Genomic DNA, 24675 nt, shown 5'->3' on the forward strand with positions numbered 1-24675 from the left:
CTGCGTATTGATCTGATTGGAGAATAAGCCTTTTTCACACAGTCTCTGAAATCAACGGCAAAAGAGAGCCTGCGGCAAGGAGGCTTATTGTAATTTGTCAGGTTTGCAGAAGATTCAAAACTTGACAAATATAAGCTATAAATAATAATTTATCATTGGCATATCGCCCCACTATTTCCTTTATGACACTCTTTCATCTATTTTTAACTACCGGGTGAAAGATGGAATAAAGATTTGCTTGTATCTTTGCAGGCGGTATAACATAAAAACAAACTGTATGTCAATCTCACGCTTCAATGCAGTGGAGAAAGCATCCAACCGAAAGGCTGTGGAAGCCATCACTCCCAATCAGAAAGTATCCGAATATTATGGTGAAAATGTCTTCAACCGGAAGGCAATGCAAAAGTACCTCTCCAAGGAAACCTACAAGGCACTTACTCATGCAATCGACAATGGTACGCCCATCGACAGGGAAATAGCCAACCATGTGGCTGCCGGTATGCGCATGTGGGCACTGGAAAAAGGAGTCACGCACTACACCCACTGGTTCCAACCTCTTACCGACGGCACAGCCGAGAAACACGACGCGTTCGTGGAACATGACGGCAACGGCGGCATGATCGAAGAATTTAGCGGCAAGCTGCTCGCCCAGCAGGAACCGGATGCGTCCAGCTTCCCGAACGGCGGATTGCGCAATACGTTCGAAGCACGCGGCTACTCGGCCTGGGACCCTTCTTCACCTGCGTTTATCGTAGACGATACTTTATGTATCCCGACCGTATTCATCGCCTACACAGGTGAGGCGCTGGACTATAAAACACCGCTGATCCGTTCGATCGAGGTGTTGAACGAAGCAGCCAAAGACGTTTGCAACTACTTCAACGAAGAGGTAAACAAAGTCATCACATATTTAGGATGGGAACAAGAATATTTCCTGGTCGACGAAGACCTTTATTCCGCCCGTCCGGACCTGTCACTGACGGAACGCACCTTGCTGGGACACGAAAGTGCCAAAAACCAGCAGTTGGACGATCACTATTTCGGAGCGATCCCTTCCCGGGTACAGGAGTTCATGAAGGATCTGGAAACGGAATGTTACAAATTAGGTATTCCGGTCAAGACCCGTCACAACGAGGTTGCCCCGAACCAGTTCGAGTTGGCGCCTATTTATGAAGAATGCAACTTGGCAAACGACCATAACCAATTGCTGATGTCGGTCATGAAACGAGTTTCACGCCGCCACAATTTCCGTGTGCTGCTTCACGAAAAGCCTTTCATGGGTGTGAACGGCTCCGGTAAACACTGCAACTGGTCGATGGGGACCGATACAGGCATCAACCTTTTCTCTCCGGGAAAAGACCGTGAAGACAATCTGAGGTTTATCACCTTCGTTGTCAACTCGCTGATGGCCGTATATAAATACAACGCCCTGCTGAAAGCCAGCATCGCATCGGCAACCAACGCACACCGTCTGGGAGCCAACGAAGCCCCGCCTGCAATCATCTCATCCTTCTTGGGAACACAGATCACAGAGATACTCGACAAGTTTGAAAACTGCTCCATCGAAGATGCCATCGAAGTAGACGACAAGAAGCGCCTGCACTTAGGCTTCGGACAGATCCCCGAACTGTTGCTGGACAATACGGATCGTAACCGTACCTCTCCTTTCGCCTTTACCGGAAACCGCTTCGAGTTCCGTGCACTCGGTTCGTCGGCTAACTGCGGTTCGGCCATGCTGGCACTGAATTCGGCCGTTGCCTACCAGCTCCGCCAGTTCAAGGAAGATGTAGAGGCGCTGCGTGAAAAAGGCAAAAGCAAGGAAGCCGCCATTTTCGAAGTACTGAAAGCCTATATCAAGGAATCCAAACCCATCCGTTTCGACGGCAACGGCTATGGCGATGAATGGAAAGAAGAAGCTGCCCGCCGCGGCCTGGACTGCGAGAACAGCGTCCCGCTGCAATACGACGCTTACCTGAAGCCTGAAGTCATCAAGATGTTCAAGGAAACGGGAGTATTGAGCCTGAAGGAACTGGAAGCCCGCAACGAGGTGAAATGGGAGATGTATATTAAAAAGGTACAGATCGAAGCCCGCGTCCTCGGCGACCTGTCGATGAACCATATCATCCCGGTCGTCCTCCACTATCAATCCTTGCTGCTGAGCAACATCACAAAGCTAAAGGAGACCTTCGACAAAGAAGAGTATGACGAACTGTCGACCGAACCGCGCCGTCTGGTACGTAATATATCAAAACACGTCAACGCCGTGACCCGGATGACAGACGAAATGGTGGAAGCCCGCAAGAAAGCAAATCGCATCACCGACTTACGCAGCAAGGCAATTGCTTACCACGACACGGTCGCTCCTTATCTGGATGAGATACGCAGCCATATAGACGACCTCGAGTTGATGGTTGATAATCAGATGTGGCCATTGCCAAAATACCGGGAATTGCTATTCATTCGTTAATATTAACCTTACCCTATTCATATCAAAGACTGGCTTTATACAAATAAGTCAGTCTTTTTTATTACTCATAAACATAAGTCTTTGTAGAACTTAGTTAAAATACAATCAAACTAAGTAAATGGGCCCGTAATAATCATCAAACTGCTTCTCATAAACACATTTTTATATAGTTGAACACTCTTTTGTGGGCAAAAATATGTAAAAAGATTGTAACTACAATTTATTTGGACAAAAAAAGTAAGACAAGAATAAAAAAAATTAGCACTTCGTACATTGGCATTTATTAAACATTTACAATAGAACCATTGATTAGAGATTGTTTTTCATGATTTAAAGAACCTGACAGCCCCATATACGTATTATTACGTATCAGATCATACACTTAATCAACAACTTAGACAACAAGCACAGGGTTAACATTATAATTACCACATAAGAGTAAATTTTTATCAATAACATTAAAATACAAACATAGTTCTACAAAGACTATGGTAACTAATATGTCAGTGTGTATTGATTAGTCTAACTTATAAGAATGTGTATTATGATGAAAAAATTAATTATTATTTTTCAATTCCTTTTGATAGGAATCAGTATGATTGTTGCCCAGAATACGCAAGTAAAGGGAACAGTTACATCAGGCGATGACGGCTTACCTATTCCAGGAGCCTCCGTCGCAGTAAAAGGTACCACGCTCGGTACGATAACAGACGTTGACGGGAATTTCTCCCTGTCGGTTCCAGCAAATGCTAAAATCCTCCAGATATCCTTCGTCGGGATGAAAACACAAGAGGTAGCAGTGAAACCGGTTATCGCGGTCGTACTGCAATCGGATGTCGCTTTCCTGGACGAAGTAGTAGTCACTGCACAAGGATTGACGCGTAAAGAGAAATCCTTAGGATACGCGACCCAACAGGTAAAAGCAGAAGACCTGCAGGCTGTCCGCCAAACGGATTTGAACAACGCCTTGGTTGGTAAAGTAGCCGGTGTCCGCTTTTTAGGTGGTTCGGGAGCCAAGTTCGACGCTGGTAAGATCGTCTTGCGCGGTACCAGTTCGTTGACTGATGCAGGCGGTAGCGAACCGTTATATGTTGTGGACGGTATCATTACCAATGCAAACTCGATTAATATGGACGACGTGGAAGCTGTCAACGTATTGAAAGGGCCGGCAGCCACAGCTCTTTACGGTTCACGCGGTGGAAACGGAGCCATTATCATTACGACAAAAGGGCTTACCGGTGAAAAATCGGAATTCAACGTAAGCCACACGCTTTCTTTTGAAAAAGTGTACCTGCACAATGATATCCAGAAAGAATACGGAGGCGGTTATTACGGAGCAGACGCAGAAATGGACGTCTTCCACTATGATCCAGCCAGACATCCTTCCTACTTGCAAGCATTGGATGGCGTTCAATATTACGACTATGCCGACGATGCCAGCTGGGGACCGAAACTGGACGGACGTGAATACGCTCCCTGGTATGCTTGGGATCCGACAAGCCCGCTGTTCGGAAAGACGGATAAATGGACTTCCAAGATGAACCTGAACGATTTGTTCGACACAGGAGTCACCAACACGACAAACCTTTCGTTTGCCCGTTCCGGTAAAGACTACATGACACGCGTCTCATTCACCAATTCGGCACGCGACGGTGTAGCCCCCAACAGTAACGCTGTCCGCCGCTTCCTTTCGGCCAAGACACAATTCAAGCCGATGGACAGATTGACAATCTCTTTGGATTACAAGTACACCTACCGGAAAAACCACAACGCAGCAGTTGAAGGTTATTCAGGCGCTGGTAACGTGCTTTACTCATACCAGCAATGGGGACATACGAATGTCGACCTCAGCCAGTTACGCGACTACAAACGCCCGGACGGTACTTTCCGCTCCTGGAACATTACGAGCCCGACAAACCTGACGCCTCAGTTCCATGACAACCCGTTTGCCCTGTATAATGAAATCAACAACACGGATATCTACCAGTGGAATGTATTCAGCGCAGACGCACAATTGGAATTACCCTGGAACATCAAGGCCGGTGTCAAGATGAACGGTAATATCCGCAACCAGCGTACCGAAGGCAAGATGCCGATGAATGTCTTAGACGAAGTATCCACCTACAATGAGGGACAAAACTCGCTGATCGACATGCAGGTACAGGGACGTCTGACATGGGGAGGCCGTTTCGTCGATGACCGCTTGTCGATAGACGCAGCTTTATTCCTTGAAAACAGAAATTATACCTATAACGAAGTAAGCGCCTTTACACGCGACGGGCTTTTCCTCGATAAGTTCTTCAGTACGGCTGCTTCCGTTGGTCTGGCCGGTGGTAGCAACTCCAAAACGGACATGAAGGAACAAAGTATCTACGGAACCGGTACTTTCGGATGGGACGATACTTATTATCTGGACTTCTCACTGCGTAACGACTGGACTTCCACACTGCATCCGGATAGAAACAGCTACCTGTACGGAGGCCTTTCGGCTGCTGTAATGGTGAACAACTGGATGAAAGATGTTGAATGGCTGGACTACTGGAAAGTGAGAGGCTCCATGGCACAGGTAGGTTCTACGATGAGTGCATACAATGTATATCCGACCTATAAACTGAAAGACGCTGACGGCAACGTCATCAAATACGGCTCGCTTTCCAACCTGTGGAACGACACGAACCTGAAAGATCCTTATATCAAACCGACAATCTCAACTTCTTTCGAAGTCGGTACGGAATTCAAGATGTTCGGAAACCGTTTCTGGGGAGACTTCAACTTCTACAACCGTGACTCCAAGGACCAGATCATCAACGTGAACACGACTCCCGCAAGCGGATACAGAAGCCGTAAGATGAACGCCGGTCTGATCCGTAACAGAGGTATCGAACTTTCATTAGGCGGCACGCCGGTCAGCACAAGAGACTGGACGTGGGATATCAACGCCAATGTTGCCCGAAACAGAAATACACTGGAAGAGCTGGTTGAAGGACAAGACACATATCAGATCTACTGGATGAGCTGGAGCACACGCGTCTACTCGTATGCCGAAGTCGGCAAACCGATCGGTGTGATCCGTGGTTCCACATGGGCAAAAGACCCGGAAGGACGTATTATCCTTTCAGAACGTGCCGATCCTAACCATGTTTACGGCCCTTACGCCCCGCTGCTCGATGCAAGCGCACAGGAAGAATTAGGTAATATCCAGCCGGATCTGACCGGAGGTTTCTCTACTTCTCTCCGTTATAAGAACTTCAGGTTAAGTGCTTCTTTCGACTTCCAGATCGGCGGTGAAATAGCATCTGCAACCAATATGTTCGGTGAAGGTTCCGGATTGCTGACCTCTACAGTCGGACTGAACGATAAAGGAAATCCGATCCGTAACAGTGTTGCCGACGGCGGTGGTGTCCGTATGGATGGCGTTGTCGATAATGGCGACGGGACATACAGACCTGTAACGGCTTATGTCGATGCTAACTATTATTACCAGTCACGCAAAAGTCTGATCTGGGAAGATTATGTTTATGATGCAAGTTACCTGAAAATGCGCGAACTGTCCGTAACCTACGACGTTCCCACAGCTTTCCTTGACAAAACAAAGTCTGGTATAAAGAAAGCCAGTTTATCGTTTGTTGCACAGAATCCTTGGTTGATCTATTCCGGCGTGCCCAACATCGACCCGTCTGAATCAGGTGGCGCAACCTATAATTATATAGAAGGAGGACAGGCAGCTTCTACCCGTTCTTTCGGTCTTACAGTAAATCTTACATTCTAAACTTAATAAGGAGTTGAATTATGAAATATATAAAATTTATAGCAATAGCATTAACCGGCTTAATGACATTTAGCAGTTGCGGGGATTTCGGCGACACAAACGTTGACCCGAACAACCCGTCAATGCCGGAGACACGTTTCTTGTTTACATACGCCTGCCGGGTAGTCCCGCAGTTCACCATGACCGGAACGTATGATCCCTGGAACCAGTTATACCCGCAATATTTCACAGAAAGACAAAATGTCCAATATAGCGGATATGCCATGACCGACTTCAACCTGGGTCCCTTCTACTACGAACGTCTCCGTAACCTGAATACAATCATCTCACTGAACACAGATGAGGAAACGGCAAACGAGTCGTATGTGGTTCAATTGGGAGATAGAAACAACCAGATTGCCGCCTGCCGTACGCTGCGTGCATTCATTTATATGCACATGACCGACGTCGTAGGAATGCTTCCTTACACAGAAGCATTGAAAGGCGACGATGGTCTCTTTACTCCCAAATATGATACGCAACAATTTATCTACGAGGATCTGGACCGTGATTTATCCGAAGCATACAGCCAGTTCGACGAATCCGGCTCATTGGATAATACTTTCGACATCCTGTATGCCGGCAATATCGCCCGCTGGAAAAAGCTCAATGCATCTACGCGTATGATGCTGGCGATCAAACTGTCAGACGTAGATCCGGCAGCCGGAAAAGCTCGTTTTGCAAAGGCTTATGCAGACGGAGGCATGGTTAGTAACGATGACCGCTTGGAATATAAATACTTGCCAGAAACAGCGAATGAGAATCCATTATATAACAATATCATTGTTTCCGGTCGTAAAGACTTTGCCCCGTCCAAAACGATTTTGGACCAGCTGATCGCCTATAACGATCCGCGTTTGGAAGTTTATGCAGACCCGAACAGTGAAGGTAAATATGAAGGTGTTCCGTACGGTATTGCACAGGCGGAAATTGTAAACTACCCGGATTGTGCGACTTTCGACCCTCGTTATTACCAGCAAAATTCACCGATGGTGGTCATTTCGCCCTCACATATCTTACTGATTCAGGCAGAAGCAGCCGTCCGCGGATGGATAAATGCCGATGCAGAAGCATTATATAAAGCAGGTATCGCCGCTTCCTTCGGCCAATACGGATTGGACAGCCAGGTCGATGCTTACTGTGCTCAACCCGAGATCGCATTCACGGGGTCAGATCAGCAAAAGATAGAAAAAATAGCGATGCAACGCTGGTTAGGCAACTTTATGCAGGATGGCATCGAGGCTTGGTCCGACTGGCGCCGGTTGAACGTGCCGAAGTTGAAACCGGGTAGCGCAGCAACAGTAACCCATGTTCCGTACCGCCGTCATTATTATCCGGATGATTACAACACGAATGTACCCAACTACGAAGCTGCAATAGCTGCACAGGGACCGGACAATTTCGACACTCGCGTATGGTGGGATGTTGCACCGAACGAATGAAACTTTCTTATTTGTAAATAACTAAGATTAACCAGGAAAGGACCTTAATTAGACACACTTTTAGCCCTTCGGGTGGGTAGTGATACCAGCTCGAAGGGCGCTTTTAAATTGATACGGTTGTTGAATTTAATAATCAAACATTATGAAAAACATCCTACTAATAATCAGTTTCGTTTTATGCAACACGTTTGCGGTTGCACAAACATCGCGTTATTTTGATGTCAAAGTCACTCCGACTAAAATATCCAAACATATAGAATTGACACCTAAAAATATCTCAGACGTTAGACCAAAAAATTCCGGACATTGTAATAACTCTTGTATCTGTAAAAACGAGGATACATTTAATAAACTTGTCACCTCCATCGTTAAAAGTGCTTTCAAAGGCATAGACCAGGAGGATATAAGCCTTCTAAAACAATTTAAATTCAGTTTCACTTTTGATTCCTCCATGAAAATTGTGTATTTCAGATTTACATTCTATGAGAAATACGCCGACAGAATCATGAAATTAGAGAAAAACATGTATGACTTGTCACAAAAGTTCTTATACATGGATATAAGTCCTTATTTCGAAGTGGAAGATTCGAGTTTATTTCAATATGCACAATGGACCATTCCATTGTACAACCTATTCACCTCGGAACCGTCGAAGCAATAAGCAATAAAAGAAAACGAACTGTCATTTCCTCGTTAATATAGATTAATCTTCTATTTATTATATAAGTATGAATAGTTCGTATCTACGATTTATTCATACTTTTGTTTCCAAATTCATTTAATTCAATACAAATATGAAAGTAAAAGCACTTCTTCCATTCGCAACTATCCTGCTAACAAGCCTTGCCGGTTGCGGTTCCCCCACTCAAAAATCGATGCAGGCAAACGACGGTAGCGTCCGAATAGTCGAAAACCCGGACGGCCCGCTATATATCTGCGACCTGAAAACGGTTAAGGACACAATTGACGTACCTCTTAGCGAATTGGTGGAAGACTGCCGGATCGTACGTTTTGAAACGTCTGACGAAGCAATGTTCAAGGCTTGGTGGATACAGGTAAGCGACAACTATATCTGCATCCGGCAGGAATCCGACGTGGTTAAACTATACGACAAAGACGGGAAATTCCTTTGCAACGTGGGTGCAATGGGGCACGGTCCGGGCGAATATGCGCTGACAACCTACGATGAGGTCATCGACGAACAACGCGGCCATATATTCCTTACCCCATTCTATGGGAAGAAAATCATGATGTACGGACTCGACGGAAAATGGATAAAAGACATCAACCTGCCCGGCCAGATAAATAAGGCGAAGATCGAGATAAATGCGGACGGTACGCTTTCCGTTATCCATATGCCGTTCCAAGAGGGTGCGCCTTTTGCTTTCCGGGTAGATACGGATGGAAATATTCTGGACAAGGTACCGGCAAGCCCATATATGCTGGCTTCGAATTTTGACGGCGAAATATTCTCTTACCGCAACACGGGAACATTTGACTTCTTCTATACAGGTGTCGACACGACCTATACCTACGACACAAAAGCAAACCGGCTGATACCGCGCTTCACCATGAATTTCCCAGGCCTTGGCGAAAAGCCTTACCATATTTACACGGAACTTCCGAACCACGTCATAACCAACTATTATACCTGGGTCGACGGACAGTTTATACCAGGAGGGACCGTGCTTGTGGATAAACAAAAAATGTCGTCCACGCAATTCCGTCTGGTCAACGACTTCTATGGCAACCTGCCCGTTTCAAACCCCAACATCCACTTCAACAAAGGCTGGTTCATGTTTAATATAGAACCGGGCGCCCTGTCAGAAATGATCGAAACCCATCTCACCTCCGGAAAATGCCCGGATAAGGACAAAGCGAAGCTGAAAGAGCTGGCTGGCTCGTTACACGAAAATGACAATAATCTGATGTTTGTAGGGAAGCTGAAAAGATAAAAAAAGTTTTCCGAAAATAATCCTTCAAACCTTCATCTGCAAACCTAAAACATTACGAATAAAAGAAGTAAACCCTAAAAGTTGTTTGTCTAACTTTTAGGGTTTATTTTATGAAATACAGTGATGAAGAACGTCTACTGATAGCAAGTCGTATTAAACAAGGTGAAGCGATATATATACCAAACAATTATTTCCCATAAAACCGAAACCAGTTGAAATCAGCGATACCGTCAACCCCTTCTTCCGTTGTTGAGAAGTTGAACAGGGCAAAACGATTAGCCGTCCAAGGCAATCCCAATCCCATATTCAGGACATTGCCGACCGGAGAGAAAAAGGCTCCGTCAAGACTATAATAAAAACGAGCCGTAAAGCCCTTATCGGTCACACGCGCCCGGATCCAGATTTTATCCTGCGTAAGGTTTTCTATCGGCGTTTCGATTATTTTCCCGTCGTTGCACATAACCACTTTGCGTTTTCCGCCCTCCTGTTGCACCGCTACATAAGCATACGGAGACTCGAAAACGCCGAAACCCGCTATATTCCCATCCTTCAGACCGGAGAGATCGAGTTCGACTGTTCCGGTTGAATTAGGCCCCTGCACACGTTGTGTCAGCGTATTGCGGGCATTCTTCAAATCAATAGCTTTAGACGCCTTCAGACGCATATAACCGGGACGTTCCCGAAGCGACCATTTTTCATTATCCGGATTATGATTCCATTGCCACTGCAAACCTAAACGCTTGCCATCAAACTCGTCTGTTGTCGCAGGCACTTTCATTTTATGATTCTTTCCGACAGTCGGTTTCGGATATGTAATGGCATCTTTCCCTTCTACACCCAATACGGGCCATCCGTCTACCCACTTGACCGGCAATAAATAAGGAACACGTCCGATCGGACCACGATCTTGCATAATGATGAACCACCAATCTCCGTTTTTCAACTGAACCATCCCTCCTTGATGTAAACCGTTTACCGGATAGGAAGTGTCATCCTGAATAATTACTTTGGATTCATAAGGTCCATAAATATTTTTCGAACGAAGGCAGACCTGCCATCCTTCCGTCCCACCCGCCGGACAAGTGATATAGTACATTCCATTTATCTTATAAACATGAGATCCTTCCATTCCGGCTCTTTTACCCGATCCTCGGGCATCATCTACGCCTTTATTCCAAATTTCGATCGGTTTACTTTTGACGGACTTCACATCTTCATTTAGTTCCGTCACATATAGCTTATGCTGTCCATGCACAACATAGACTTTCCCGTCGTCATCGAAAAACAACCCCGGATCATATAAATATTCCGGAAATATAGTCCGCATCCAAGGTCCTTCCGGCTTCTCAGCTTCGCAAACCGAAAAGTGTCCGGTTTCCGTACCCCAACCGTAAGGCGTACAAAAAGCGACATAAAACTTACCCTTGTTATGCCGGATAGAATTAGCCCAGGAACCATTCAAATAAAGTTCACCGCCTTTCATATCGTAGCGAGGATCTTCATCATACCGATCGACTGCATAGCCGACAATTTCCCAATTCACCAAATCTTTAGACTTGGCGACCGGCGATCCCGGCACATAATGCATACTGGTAGAAACAAAATAAAAATCATCTCCAACCCGGATCACATCGGGATCCGGCCAATCGCCCCACATCAATGGATTGGTGAATGTTCCGTCTCCATTGTCCGGAGTCCATACCTGTTGTGCCTTCATGGTAAGAAGACTTAAACAACAAAAGCCTCCTATCAAAAATGTTTTAATCTTCATCAGATATCCTTATTTATTAATTACTATTAGAGACATCTCACCCAGACCAGCACGCCCTTCGGAGACATCCTCGATGGTCAAACGGACATATTTCACTTCACGGTCGACGATCATCGGTTTGAATTCCCATCCTGTACATTCCCGCTCATACAACAATTCCCAATGTACCCCGTCAGTGGATGTCTCCACCTTGTGTTTATAAGAAGAACTGTCTTTCTGAAAAAGGATACGACTGGCAGCCACGTAAGTCGGACGTTCCAAAACCAATGTAATGACTTGCGGCAACTTATCCTCTCCTGCAATCCACCAGGTATGGTCGTCATTATCTATAATATTCGAAGCCGGATATCCGTTCTGGCTACTGCCGACCTGTACGGAAGCGATCTTCAAACGAGGTTTCTCCAGGATACGTTTCTGCCACAAAGTAGGTTTGATCACTACGTTATCTTCTTCCTTACCGCCAAACAGGCCATGTTGTCCGTCCGCCACGTAAGTCCCTTTATACGGCTTCGTCACAACCTCCGCCTCACCTGCCGATAAACCTTTTGCTGTCGCTTTCACCGTTATCTTGCCGGCTTTCTTCGTCGTACGGACAAAAGCAAAGCCGACACCGCCTTCTACCTTCTGAGGATTTATTCCGATTCGGCGAATCGTATCTCCTATCAGCACACCTTCGCCGGACACCTGAATCATTATTTCCTGCCCGGAGTCATAAACCAGCGAGCCGTTTTTATCACAAACCTTGATATAAACAGGGATCATATCCGATCCATCGGCTATGGGGATAATACCGTCTGTCTTGATATCCACGACCAAACGATCCGCCTTTTCCGGCGTACTTACACGGTGCGTAGCCACGACTGCTCCTCCAACCAGAGCTTCGGCCTTCAGCTCGCCGGCCTCATACCCTCCGGCATTAAAGACAAAGACCGGGCTTCCTCCTTTTTCTACGACCGAACGGTATAGTGGCGTTCGTTCTTCCCGCGTCTGCGTCCCGATCAGCTTATCGTTACGATACAAACGGACTTCGTCACAATTGGAGAAAACCGTAATATCCGTAGTGGAAGAGGTAAAAACCGCAGATGCATTATAGGAAGCGATAAAGACCATCGGTCCTTCATATAGCCCCGGTTGTGAGACGGATTTATCACGCATGCTTTGCAGCATATAGTAGCTAAATTTCGGATAACGGTTGATATCCACAACGCCGCTATACATGGTTTCGTCCTGGCTACCTCGCGCATAATCGTTATAGCTCCAGACAAAATGTCCCCCCATATGCGGATTGGCATCCAACATACACCAATCGAAATATCCTCTACCGTTCAACTGTTCGATACGGCTACGGCATTGACGCATCTGCTCTTCCTCGTTTTCTTGTAGGCTGACACGCGGCTTTTCGCCAACACCATCTCCCCATTCACGGGTAAACAGAGGCTTGACAGAGATAAAATCTTCCGGATAGTTACTCATCACATCCCCATCTTTCGGGAATTTGGAGACCTGTTTATAAAAGACATCATAATAAGGTTCCATCTCTTCATGACCGAAATAATCACCAGCCGTGTACATCTGGTCACCCGGATATTCGGCATGCGAAAGGTCAAAGATCTCTTTCGCCAAAGATACCGGATAGCGAGACTCGTTCAAAGCCGTTTCCCAAAGCACGACAGACGGATGATTCCGGTCACGCCGGATCATCTGGCGCCCGACCCCATAAAGCCGCTTGATGAAGGTCGAATCCGGATTATAGAACTGCCAGCCCGGAATACATTCGACCACCAATAAACCGTATCGGTCGCACGCATCCAGAAAAGCGGGATCATTCGGATAATGGGCCGCACGAACAGCATTATAACCGCCGCGTTTCAGATCGATCACATCTCTCACCTGCATCGAGTTGGATGCGGCATCGCCGACATAGGCAAAAGCCTGATGACGATTTGCACCACGCATATACAGTTTCTCTCCATTGATAAAGAAACCCTCTTCCGCAGTATAGCGAATCGTACGGATACCGATCTCACGAACTGTTTCGTCCAGCACTTTATTTTCAGACAGCAATTGGGTTTGCAACGTATAAAGATTGGGATCGTAGGGATGCCACAAGGCCGGTCGTTCAACAATCAAATCCTGTCCGACTGTCCAGGCAGACCGTCCAGGCAGATCAACAGGGGTCTTTATCTCCGACACGACACGGCCGGTAGAATCTTTCAACCTGGAAAGGACAGACAATGTTGCATCCTGGTCTGTCAAATTACGGATATGAGTTGCCACATGAGTCTTTGCTTTTTCTTTTGTCACTTCAGGAAACGTAACAAACTGCCCTCCGCCGGCAACCAGATCTTCCTGTAACGGATCTGTTACATAAATCTTATCCGTAATCTCCATCCGGACATCCCGGTAAATACCGCTGTAATAATAGAAATCCATCTTATCTTGCAGTTTCCCCGGAGGTGTCAGAGGATCGTATTCGGCAGAGACACGGACAGCCAGGACATTATTTCCCTCCCAGTCGATCCGGTCTGTAAGGTCTGATACGAATCCCATATAGCCGCCATGATGTTCCGTAATCTCTTGCCCGTTCAGATAAACAGTACAATTGGTCATAACTCCTTCGAAAGAAACGACTATCCGTTTATCTTTATACTTTTTCGGTAGTTTAAAATAACGGCGATACCAACCGATCCCGTCATAAATGGAATTTCCTCCGCAATGTTTCGTTTCCAACTGCATGATATGCGGCAAAGCGACAGCCATCCACCCGGAATCGTCCAACTCCCTCCGGCTACCATCCTTTACTTCTCCCCGGTAAAAAGCCCAGTCTGTATTCATATCCAGGACTTCCCGACCAGAGGAAGCAGAAGTGGGAGTACAAGCATAAGTTATAACAATAAGAACGAGAAAGGAAATAATTTTATAATTCATAACCTCTATCTATTTATTTATTATTTCTGACTTCAGCCGCATCAATGTAAGGAGCTATTTCCACAGCATTCAAAACTGCACTATTTTCAGTCTGACGTAAGCCCATTACTAATACGTTCTTTTCTTTCCCCCAATTTAACCAACATTCCGGTAGATAGTATTCACGTTGTGGACCAGCTTCCCAATGACGACCGATATTATGTCCGTTCAACCACATATATCCATTGCCGGAGGCATGGATGCGAGCTAACCAAGGAATCCATACAGCAGTATTCTGTTTAGGGAGCTCGAATTCGATCCGATACCAAGTGAAAAGACCATCCGGCTCTCTTTTCGGTTGTACATTATTCCCCTTATGAGGTATTTCACAAATCGTATCCAATGTTACAGACTGCCAGCCTTCCGGTACAAATTGTGGCTGTATCCAACCTTTTGTCACACCTGCCATATCTGTAGCGCAATCCCATTGCAACGGATGGGTCAGAGCAGATTCAACAACAGAAAGACCTCCTTGACGGATACCGGCCAATTCCTCCATAGGGAAATAACCATGGGCATGTCCTAAATTTTCATACACTGCAATGATTTCATTATCTCCTTCTTTTAAAAGTCCGGTCACATCAAAACGGTTGTCATATTCATCCGGCCGAATACGTTCAAAACAATCACGCGTAATCCAACTTTGCGCATCTGCATGATCCGGGAACAAACGTTTGGCTTGTTTCCCATTTACCTGCACAGAAACGATATCGCGAGTAAACATATTAAATAACAGGTAACGCTCGTCCACAGCCTGCTTTGCTGCCAGTTGCACATGTGCCCGATACAAACTGTAACGGAAATCGTTTACCCCCAAATCGGACAAAGAGACCAAACGCGGCAATTGCATCCAATCAGCCTCGGTAAAGGCATCTTCCTTCTTTTGCACAGAAGCTATACGAACGGAAGCCGGCAAACGGGACGGACGTAACGGACGCATCTGTTCCTGCGGCCACCATTTTCCCTGCTTGGCAGACTTACCTGCCGGGATCACCAAAACTTTCGAGCCCAAAGCAGGCATGTCATAATCGACATCTATCGGATCGACCGTCATCATCTTGTCGCCGCCCGTTTCGGGAGCTGCAATCAGGACTTTTTCGCCATGCTGATTAATATTATACATCGACTCGGTCGGACGATCCAGCTTACCGGGAATCAAGCGAGCTTTTCCTTTGACCGGATTCTTCGGGTCCGTATTGTGCAAAAAGACAAAACGGGTTCCATCGGCTGCCACCCGGACACCACCGAACAATGATTTCACTCCTCCTTCGACCTTGCAAGGGCCACCGGTCGAACGGGCCAATTGAGGTCCGAAAGCCCGTATAAACTGTCCGATCGCCTTCGCTTCATAATACTTATCGCTCAATGCGCCATTTTCGCGGATCGCAGCATTGTAATCATAGCTGGTAGTCATGCCACGCGCTCCCCATCCGGCAAAGTGGGTCCCGCCAAAAAACATATAATAGTTGATGCCGGTGGCTCCTCCCAACAATGACATCAGGCCTACAGCCTTAAAATGGCGTGCATCCGAATAATGGTCTTCGCTCAAACGTCCTGTCACCAAAGAGAACCATCCTCCTTGGAGTTCGGTCACGAATCCCGGCGCATCCGGCTGTGCCTTTTTCAGGTTACTCATGCGATAAGCGCAATCAGGGGCGGAAGAAAGGCCAACATAATAATTGTCGCTATCGAACACTTGAAACAAATCCGGTTCCTGGCTACTACGACACTCATTCGTCAGACAGGTGAAGACAGGAATATCCAGCCCGCTCTTGCGGACAGAACTATAAAGGGCTTTCAACAATTTTTCCTTTCCGTCGCAGTCATGATGGTTGTATTCATTCTCGATTTGAATTAGGATGATCCCTTTATCGCCAACCGGCTTACGTGTGATCTGTTCATCTGCCACAGCTTTACAAACAGCATCGAACCAATGCTGCGCCCAGCGGATATGTCGATAATCCGCACTTCTCAACCAGAAACCCTCTACACTTTCCGGACGGAACTTGGCCAGCCAACGCGGATAACCGCCCCCCGAATACTCGGCACAAATAAAAGGCCCCGGACGGACGATCGTATAAAAACCATATTCTTCCTGCGCCATCTTCAGCCACCGCTTCAGATCGGAAAAATCGAACCGAGTCGTATCATCCAGGCTAAGCGGCATGGTCCTTTCATGCCAGTTCCAGGGTACATAAGTCTCGACCGTATTAAATCCGGCCTCCTTGATCTGACGAAAACGATCTTTCCACAATTCCTCCGGACAACGGAAATAATGAAAGGCCGCACTATAAATTAACACATCCTTTCCTTCAATCGTCATGCACGAACCGTCATAGCGAACACGTTCCGGATGAACAAACTTCTTCTGTGCAAAAGACAATTGGCTAACAAAAACCATTAAAGCAAGCAATAAGCTTCTTGAGATATACTTCATATTTATCTATTAAAATTCATAACATTTCCACAATAAAGCGGTACGTCAGTGAGCCTTCGTTCCACATACTGAAATTCGTTCCCCAAAGATTGTTACTCAGGTTAAAATGAATACCGCCACGCTTATCCGGATATCGGGTCGAATAGTTGATACCTCTTGCTTCCCCCACATTGATCAGGAAAGCAGCCTCGCTCCAGATACGGACCGTTCCGCCGGAAGTGATCAAATCAACGTAACGGTCTATTCCGTGCTGCTGCCGGTTCCCTTTCTCCACCACATCGAGCAGGTCGACCGTCGCCCCTGTTTTCTCGGCAACAAGCGAGACGATATCGTCCGTATTGAATGAAAGCCAATAGGCTTCGGGAAGACGGACTGCCGGTTTATTGAAAATGATCAATTCTATTTCTGCTTTCTTTCCATCCCTGTAAGTCAGGCTGTTTACGATCATCTTCTCCGGATACACACGTGCATCCACGCCTTCATGCCGAGGGAAAGACAGTTCCGAGAGCGTGCGCGTTCCTTTCTTCTCCTTCTGTACTTCCCGTTTTACGACCAGCGCAGGCAAAGAGACACTGACAGCCTTCGAACGGTCCAATCCGGTTTTGCCCAGATCATCCAGCGCCCAATTATAACGGGCACGCAGATAATTATCCAGATAGCGATCGTAGTCATGGCTGTCATACATCTGGTAAAACAGGCCTTCCACTTTTAATTTATCATTTTTCAACAAAGAGAGTTTCCAGGGTTCGGGTCGTACGCCGACATTCTTTTTCGAGAATACCGGCAATACGGGAGAATCGATTTCCTTCATCCTGGCCAATGCCTCCTGTTGCAAATGTTCAGGCAAGCAATTGATCGCATCATAGATATACCAGTCGATCTCTTTCCAGGACTTTTCCACTTTCCGGAACAGTTCGGTCGAACGGGCGGCAAGAAACAGGTCCATGTCATATTTATCCCAGTTCCGGAGATGAGTTTTGATATCCATCCCTTGCGTGTGTTCAGCGATCAGTCCGAGTTCCACGGCAAAGTTCAAGGACTCGTCACTGCCACGATCCAACGTCTTCTCCCTCAGCCATTTCGAATAGAGAGAAGAGAGCGCCCTGAATTTCGCCATCCGGACCGGAGCACTTCCATATCCATAGATCCAGGTGTCGCCTATCTCGGAAGTCACGACAGGCAGGGAGGCTTTCATATCCAGTAATTCCTGTGCGATTTCATTGAAGGAAGCAGCTATCAGTTGCGCTTTAGGATAACGCTTATGCAGATCGGAGTAGATTTCTTTTACCTTATCATACGAATGCGGTCCATGGTTATCACCGGTAAAGTTGACTGATATAGCTGTCTTTCCTCCCGGCAGCAGATTTTCGGAACCGTAGTCCTGCTGGTAGACCAAGATCAATTCGTTCCCATCCGGATCCCTCCAGCGGCAAAACTCGGGAACGCCCGGGATAGGAGATGCCGGGTTCACTCCAATATGCAGGAAACGGATGCCGGCCCGGTTCATCGGAGCAATGATGCTGCGGGTATGCCCCGGTACATCCGTCATCTTGGCGGCTATCGTCTTCTTGCCGTACTTCTCGTCCAACTTATGTGCCAGCAACAAATTAGTTTCCAGCAAATCCAGGTTCATCGATTCGGTTTCCACCGTATAGGGGACACCGTTCCAGACAATGTCACCCTGCCGGATCGCCTTTTCCAGACGCTCCACGTCCTGATCCGAAGCTGTTTGGAGGTATTTCCAGATCAGCCAGGAGCCGGTCGTCCAGACATATCTTTCACCGGAGCGGTCCGCCCTCAACTTTTCCGCCACATCCAATGCTTTCGGAATAAACTCGTCGACGTAGCGTTTCTCAACAACAGAACTCAGATCGGTAAACCCGACATCAAGGTGGGTCTTAAATACGACATAGACCTTCGAGACCTCTTCGTTAACCTGTGCCTGCCCGGCATTTATTGTCAGACAGCTGCACAATAGAACTAAATAAAATTTGATAAAAAAAGTTTTCATGATATTTTATTTTATTCGATTCTCAAATGTAAACCATTCCAAATTCATCAGATCCTGTCCGTCGGGAACAGGCGATGTAGCTTTGAAAACCAACACTAAAGCTCGTTTGCCCGTAGCAGGCTTGATCTCAGTCTCATGTATAGCGTAAGCGACTTCTCCATCCATCGATGCCACTTCGCAGGTTCCTAACAGTTCACCTGCCGGATCATCCAGATGTATCTCAATCTTACCAGCTTGATTCTTCCCCCATGTCTTACATACAAAATGAGTGACCATTGACGCATCGAAATCATAATATTTCCAACAGGCACAATCACCATTCCGGATTTCAGACAGATACTCCACTGGAATATCATCAGCCGGACGACGTACAGCGACTGTCATATTCCCCAACATCAGACAAGCCCTCGCTGCATCCATTCGCAATAGAGGAGAAATAGGGCCTCCAGCTCCTTGGGTGGTCATTTCGGCTTCCTGAATTGTTCCATCCGGATTAAAGAAGATCGGTTCAAGACATACCTTCCGCATAGAAGTCCCTCCATGAGTAGGACGGTGATAGAAGATATACCATTGTCCATCTATTTCTATAATCGAACCATGATTATTCTCGACCCTCCGGTTACTGTGCAGATTGTCAATAATAACACCTCGATAGGTATAAGGCCCGAAGGGAGATGTCGCTGTTGCATAGTTCAACGTAGCACAATTCGATTTGCCATGTCGTTGGTGGCCGGCATATATATAATAGTAAGTCCCGTTTATCTTACGCACAGAACTGGCTTCATTAAATGCATGTTCCTCATACGTCAGTAAACGTTCATGAACTTCCCCTTCGATGGACAACATATCTTTACTCAACTTCGCCCCTTTTGCATTTCCTTGTCCCCAAAACAGATAAGCCTGTCCGTCGTCATCAATAAAAACAGAAGGGTCTATTCCTGTGATACCTTTTATCGCCAGTCCGTTTTTAAACGGTCCGTAAGGAGAAGAAGAAACCGCTACCCCTTCGTTTTCACCATCGGCAGCCAGACAGTAATACAGATAATACTGCCCATCATGATATATGCAGTCCGGCGCATAAAGCACCTCTTCCGTATAATCGGTCTGCTTCCCAGCTCCCTGCGTCGCAAAAGAAAACTGTTCCACATCCCAATGAACCAGATCAGAAGAGGACATCACATGATAGGAATGGGAACACCAGGCCGTTCCCGGTTCATCCCGGGAACCATACAGATAAATCTTTCCATCCGGCATCAGCCTTACTTCCGGATCTGCAATATAAACCCCAGCAGGCACAATCGGATTAAGCATCCTGGCCATCGCAATACCCGGATATTTTACTTCGTCTTGCAACCTTGCCTGTTTGGAAGTACAACCGATGGACAAGATTGTGAAGGCAGACACACACAATAAATTAAATAACAAGACTTTATTCATGGTAACTTAATTTTCTATCATAATTTTCATTTCCGCCCTTTCCAGCCCTTTCGATTCAACAATCAGATGAAGCGGACCATTACAACCGAACCGGGCTTTTACAATCGCTAAATACAAACCATTAAAAGCTGGACGCGTGGTTTCCTGAAAAGGTATCAAACAAGTAGGATCGCCGTTATCCGTTGCAATAACTTCACCTGTACCTACTAATGTACATGATATGACATTTTCTGCAGTCGGCACCTCATTTCCATCTTTATCGGTCAAAGAAACCTTTACAAACACCAAATCCTCACCATCCGCCTTAATGGATGTTTTATCCGGTGTCAGTTTTAATTTAACCGCTTCTCCTGTCGTTCTCACTACTGCTTCAGCCCATTTCTGATTTTGTTTGTAAGCGACAGCCTTCAATTCGCCCGGTTTATAAATAACATCATCCCACCGTAAGCGATACTCGTAAGGTAGCTTCTTTTTCTTTCCTAACGATTTCCCATTCAAAAACAGTTCAGCCTCATCACCAGATGTATAAACAAAAACAGGTGTCACCTCTCCCATCCTATCTGGAAAATTCCAATGCGGTAAAATGTGTACCATCGGTAAATCCGGTAACCAACGGGACTGATACAAATAATAACGATCTTTCGGAAAACCGGCTAAATCCACAATTCCAAAATAGCTACTTCTGGAAGTCGGACGATTCTTTTCTATTTTTTCCAAGGCTTCTTTTTCCTGTGCCAGCTGCTCACGGTTCAGAGCTTCCGCATGATTCAACAGAACACTGGCATCACTGTTAAACGGGGTCGGCTCGCCCAAATAATCAAAGCCGGTCCAGACAAATTCGCCGCAGATGGCGGGATATTTATCCAAAGCTGCAAATTCCCAATCGGGCAGTCCTCCCCATCCGGGTTCCGTCAAATCATAAGAAGAGACATGATGTTTACGCGGGAAATATTCACCACGCGAGCTCATCGTCGAACTTGATTCACTCGAATAGCCCGAAAGGTGCTCATGTCCTTCTTTATTCAAAAACTTACCATAAAAATCAGGTCCGCCATACACGCCCGCCGCATAATTCATTCCATGTACATCCACTTGCAACTCCGTCCCATTCATTGCCGACTTACTGGGATAAGAAGCTCCGAATGTCACCGGACGAGTATGATCGAAACGATGTACCACCTCCGTTAGATGACGGGCAACGCCTTTTTCCGGTTCATATTGTTCATGCACTTCATTGCCGGTACTCCACATGATGACCGACGGATGGTTGCGATCCCGGCAAACCAACGTCTCTATATCTTTTTCATGCCATTTATCGAAAAGAGCACTATAATCATTCTTTTTCTTCCCGACCGTCCAACAATCAAAAAGTTCATCCATCACAAGAAACCCCATTTTGTCTGCCAACTCCAACAATTCCGGTGCAGGAGGATTGTGGGAGGTACGCAACGCATTACAACCAAAACTCTTTAAAATCCGCAACTGGCGTTCCAACGCAACCTTGTTTATCGCAGCCCCTAATGCCCCCAAATCATGGTGATTGCACGTTCCATTGATCTGTACACGTTTCCCGTTCAGCAAAAAGCCATTATCATGTGTAAAAAGGATAGTGCGAAAGCCAAAAGGTGTATCATACACATCCACCAATTTGTTTTTATCGTACACCGAAACACATGCCAAATAACGATGGGTATGTTCCAAATCCCATCTTTTAGGTGATTCCACACGCAAAGAAACCGAGTCCTCCACAGAGGATCCGGCATCCAAAAACATCGAACGTTTGGTTGTGGAAGCCACTTTTTCACCGATGACATCATTCGCATCCAATTCATAAATATCAACAGTATATTGCCCTTTTACCGCATATTGCCTGTTATTTTCCACCTCCACATGAACGAATGCCGTAGCATAAGTATCCGTAATTTCAGGAGTCGTCACGAAAACACCCCAATGCGCCACATGGACCGGTTCGGTTTTTACCAAACGAACATGCCGATAGATACCGGCTCCCGGATACCAACGCGAACCGAACTTTTCCGTATCTAATCGTACAGCCACAACATTATCCGCTCCATACAGAACATACGGCGTCAAATCTACCCGAAAAGAGCTGTAACCAAAAGGACGTTCCCCCACTTTCTTTCCATTCAGCCAAACCTCGGCATTCGCCATCGCTCCGTCAAAGTCCAGATAAAACCTCTTCTTCTTATCTTTGGCTGACACTGTAAAATGTTTCCGATACCAACCGATTCCCTGCCAAGGCAATTTTCCGGTATATCCGTCCAAATCAATACGGAAAGGCCCTTCAATTGCCCAATCGTGCGGAATATCCAACTTCCGCCAGCTCGTATCGTCAACCTCGTACGCTTCAAGCGAATCCGGTTCAGGCAAACGTGTTCCATCTGCCTGCAAACCAAACCGTGCAAAACGCCAGTCCCTATCAAAATTCGATACGTTCCGTTGCCCCCAAGCTGATAATCCGAGCAAATTCAGATATGCAATTACCAAAAAAAATCCGCACTTCATCTTTCTCTTTTTTATACTTGTTATACGCATAAATACATTCTCTTTCAAGTAAAAAAATATAGCTTTTATCCCTGTATATGTCACAGGACTAAAAGCTATATCTTTTACATGAGACACATCAAACAATTAATGCAACCACCATTTATCCTCTTGTTGCTTAATGTTTTCGTTTTGGTCGATAGAAGCTTGAGGAATAGGCCAGAAATAACGGCCTTCACCCTCTGCCCAAATCCGTTCTTCGAAAACAAGCGGATTGTCGTGTTTCTGAGTTTCAGGATTCCAACGTTTCCATCCATAAGCAGGTCCATTGAGTACTTTGGGTGCAATACCCCAACGTATAATATCGTAGTAACGCAATCCTTCAAAAGCTGTTTCTACACGACGTTCATGACGCACTTTGGCAATCATATCGCTTTGACTGGTCACAGCTGGATATTCGGGCATTTCGGCACGATTACGGATATCGTTAATGAGACTCAAGGCTTCGCCTAAGTTTTCGTTTAACTCGATCAATGCTTCAGCCCTCATCAACAAAACATCAGCATAACGGAAGATGGTTATATTCTTATGACCTAACCAACGATCAGGTTCCTCCCCTTCCAGGTCAGTCCACTTGGTTAACAGAAAACCAGTACTTACAGGTTCTTTACCTATATAATCGCGACTATTGGGATCTTCTACGCCATAATGCGAGTCAACTTTACCACCTTTAATCCATTCCCATCCGGGATGAATAATAGTTGATTTCAAACGAGGGTCACGGAATTCGTATTCGCCATAACTCAACATACCAGCTTGGTCCAGAGCAGTACGTTCGGCAACGTGAGGACAATTCAACGCTTCACATTGATCATAGGGGTGACCTTCGATACATTCGTATTCATCGACAATATTCTGCAAAGGAAGCAATCCCTTCCAACCACAATATACAGATGAAGGATAAGATAGATTGTTATTCAAGTTGTGAGTCTTCAAAGAAGGGAAGTATTGACGTTCAAAAATCACTTCGTTGTTGTTTCCATCGGCTTGAGGCCGGAACAGTTCTTCGTAACTATGCTTTTTGGGATCACCATCGTAGGCACGGTATAAACCATAACGACCACCGTCTATAATAGCTTGAGTAGCTGTCAACACTCTTTTATAAAGATTATCCGTCGATTCCTTACTATTCTTCAAGAAGCTAATATATTTTGATTTAGCAGCTTCATGCAAAGAGACACGAGCAATCATAGCATTTACCACATCCTCGGTAACACGGCCTGATTCAAAGTTGGGAGCTTTCTTAATGTCTACTAAACATTCTTCCAGTTCATTAATCACAAATTCGTATACATCGGCACGAGGAGCACGAGTAAGTGCACGCGACTCGTCTACAGTCAATACTTTATCCACCAAAGGTACATCCCCAAAGAAGAAAAGCATGTCATAGTAATTCAATGCACGGATGAAACGTACTTCGGCACGCATATGTGCATATTGTTCCGGAGTGACATAATCTTTAGACAATTCCAAACCATGAAGCACATAGTTCATCTGAGCAATGGATTTGTATTTCCATTCGTCTTCCAGACCACGAGAGGTGGGGCGTAAATCACCATTGGCAAAATGTTCTAACCCCCACCAAGTCGAGTTATCGGACCAAGCGTCACGAAAAGCGATGATGTTATCGCCATCACCTTGATAAGCATAATCATAACATCCGTCTACCATCATTTGGGTTTGCTTGGCGTCTTTCCACCAGGCATCTTCTGTAATTTGATCCAACGGAGGTGTTGTCAGGAAGTCGTCGCATCCTGTTAAGGCAACAGTACAAAGCGTTGCCATCATGATATGTTTTAAAGTTTTCATTACAAT

At 46.0% G+C, this 24675-nt stretch carries 11 protein-coding genes; 4 read left to right on the forward strand and 7 right to left on the reverse strand.

Features of this window, described 5'->3' with window-relative positions; all coding sequences use genetic code 11:
• The first annotated feature begins 277 nt into the window (after positions 1 to 277).
• The 4 genes from DWU89_RS09080 to DWU89_RS09100 all read left to right on the forward strand — a co-directional run bounded on the left by DWU89_RS09080 (position 278) and on the right by DWU89_RS09100 (position 9672).
• Positions 278 to 2467, forward strand: coding sequence for a glutamine synthetase III family protein (locus DWU89_RS09080; RefSeq protein WP_115499336.1), 2190 nt, complete (start codon positions 278 to 280; stop codon positions 2465 to 2467).
• A 544-nt stretch (positions 2468 to 3011) separates the two neighbouring features.
• Positions 3012 to 6236 (forward strand): SusC/RagA family TonB-linked outer membrane protein, encoded by a 3225-nt coding sequence (locus DWU89_RS09085; protein WP_115499337.1) that lies wholly within the window; start codon positions 3012 to 3014, stop codon positions 6234 to 6236.
• A 20-nt stretch (positions 6237 to 6256) separates the two neighbouring features.
• Complete coding sequence (locus DWU89_RS09090) at positions 6257 to 7717, forward strand: SusD/RagB family nutrient-binding outer membrane lipoprotein (RefSeq protein WP_115499338.1); 1461 nt, start codon at positions 6257 to 6259, stop codon at positions 7715 to 7717.
• A gap of 794 nt (positions 7718 to 8511) precedes the next feature.
• On the forward strand, positions 8512 to 9672 hold the full coding sequence (locus DWU89_RS09100) for a 6-bladed beta-propeller (protein ID WP_115499340.1): 1161 nt from the start codon (positions 8512 to 8514) through the stop codon (positions 9670 to 9672).
• A gap of 187 nt (positions 9673 to 9859) precedes the next feature.
• On the opposite strand, the gene DWU89_RS09105 is transcribed toward DWU89_RS09100, so the two are convergent.
• The 7 genes from DWU89_RS09105 to DWU89_RS09135 form a co-directional block, all read right to left on the reverse strand.
• Positions 9860 to 11443, reverse strand: a complete 1584-nt coding sequence (locus DWU89_RS09105) for a glycoside hydrolase family 43 protein (protein WP_115499341.1) — start codon at positions 11441 to 11443, stop codon at positions 9860 to 9862.
• A 9-nt stretch (positions 11444 to 11452) separates the two neighbouring features.
• A complete protein-coding gene (locus DWU89_RS09110; RefSeq protein ID WP_115499342.1) occupies positions 11453 to 14371 on the reverse strand; it encodes a glycoside hydrolase family 2 TIM barrel-domain containing protein in 2919 nt (972 codons plus the stop codon).
• Between the two features lie 13 nt (positions 14372 to 14384).
• Positions 14385 to 16847, reverse strand: coding sequence for a beta-galactosidase (locus tag DWU89_RS09115; protein ID WP_222940348.1), 2463 nt, complete (start codon positions 16845 to 16847; stop codon positions 14385 to 14387).
• Between the two features lie 16 nt (positions 16848 to 16863).
• Entirely contained in the window at positions 16864 to 18858 is a 1995-nt protein-coding gene (locus tag DWU89_RS09120; protein WP_115499344.1) for a DUF5054 domain-containing protein, read from the reverse strand.
• Between the two features lie 6 nt (positions 18859 to 18864).
• Positions 18865 to 20295 carry a family 43 glycosylhydrolase gene (locus DWU89_RS09125; protein ID WP_115499345.1) on the reverse strand — a complete coding sequence of 477 codons (1431 nt, stop codon included), beginning with the start codon at positions 20293 to 20295 and terminating at the stop codon, positions 18865 to 18867.
• Between the two features lie 6 nt (positions 20296 to 20301).
• A complete protein-coding gene (galB, locus tag DWU89_RS09130) occupies positions 20302 to 22821 on the reverse strand; it encodes a beta-galactosidase GalB (RefSeq protein ID WP_115499392.1) in 2520 nt (839 codons plus the stop codon).
• A gap of 126 nt (positions 22822 to 22947) precedes the next feature.
• Positions 22948 to 24669, reverse strand: coding sequence for a RagB/SusD family nutrient uptake outer membrane protein (locus DWU89_RS09135; RefSeq protein ID WP_115499346.1), 1722 nt, complete (start codon positions 24667 to 24669; stop codon positions 22948 to 22950).
• Positions 24670 to 24675 lie beyond the last annotated feature (6 nt).

The sequence above is a fragment of the Parabacteroides acidifaciens genome (assembly GCF_003363715.1).
Taxonomy (GTDB): domain Bacteria; phylum Bacteroidota; class Bacteroidia; order Bacteroidales; family Tannerellaceae; genus Parabacteroides; species Parabacteroides acidifaciens.

Bases quoted from the DNA above. Each gene is read 5' to 3' on its own strand.
- DWU89_RS09080 (WP_115499336.1), top strand. From the start codon at position 278: ATGTCAATCTCACGCTTCAATGCAGTGGAGAAAGCATCCAACCGAAAG.
- DWU89_RS09085 (WP_115499337.1), top strand. From the start codon at position 3,012: ATGATGAAAAAATTAATTATTATTTTTCAATTCCTTTTGATAGGAATC.
- DWU89_RS09090 (WP_115499338.1), top strand. From the start codon at position 6,257: ATGAAATATATAAAATTTATAGCAATAGCATTAACCGGCTTAATGACA.
- DWU89_RS09100 (WP_115499340.1), top strand. From the start codon at position 8,512: ATGAAAGTAAAAGCACTTCTTCCATTCGCAACTATCCTGCTAACAAGC.
- DWU89_RS09105 (WP_115499341.1), bottom strand. From the start codon at position 11,443: ATGAAGATTAAAACATTTTTGATAGGAGGCTTTTGTTGTTTAAGTCTT.
- DWU89_RS09110 (WP_115499342.1), bottom strand. From the start codon at position 14,371: ATGAATTATAAAATTATTTCCTTTCTCGTTCTTATTGTTATAACTTAT.
- DWU89_RS09115 (WP_222940348.1), bottom strand. From the start codon at position 16,847: ATGAAGTATATCTCAAGAAGCTTATTGCTTGCTTTAATGGTTTTTGTT.
- DWU89_RS09120 (WP_115499344.1), bottom strand. From the start codon at position 18,858: ATGAAAACTTTTTTTATCAAATTTTATTTAGTTCTATTGTGCAGCTGT.
- DWU89_RS09125 (WP_115499345.1), bottom strand. From the start codon at position 20,295: ATGAATAAAGTCTTGTTATTTAATTTATTGTGTGTGTCTGCCTTCACA.
- galB (WP_115499392.1), bottom strand. From the start codon at position 22,821: ATGAAGTGCGGATTTTTTTTGGTAATTGCATATCTGAATTTGCTCGGA.
- DWU89_RS09135 (WP_115499346.1), bottom strand. From the start codon at position 24,669: ATGAAAACTTTAAAACATATCATGATGGCAACGCTTTGTACTGTTGCC.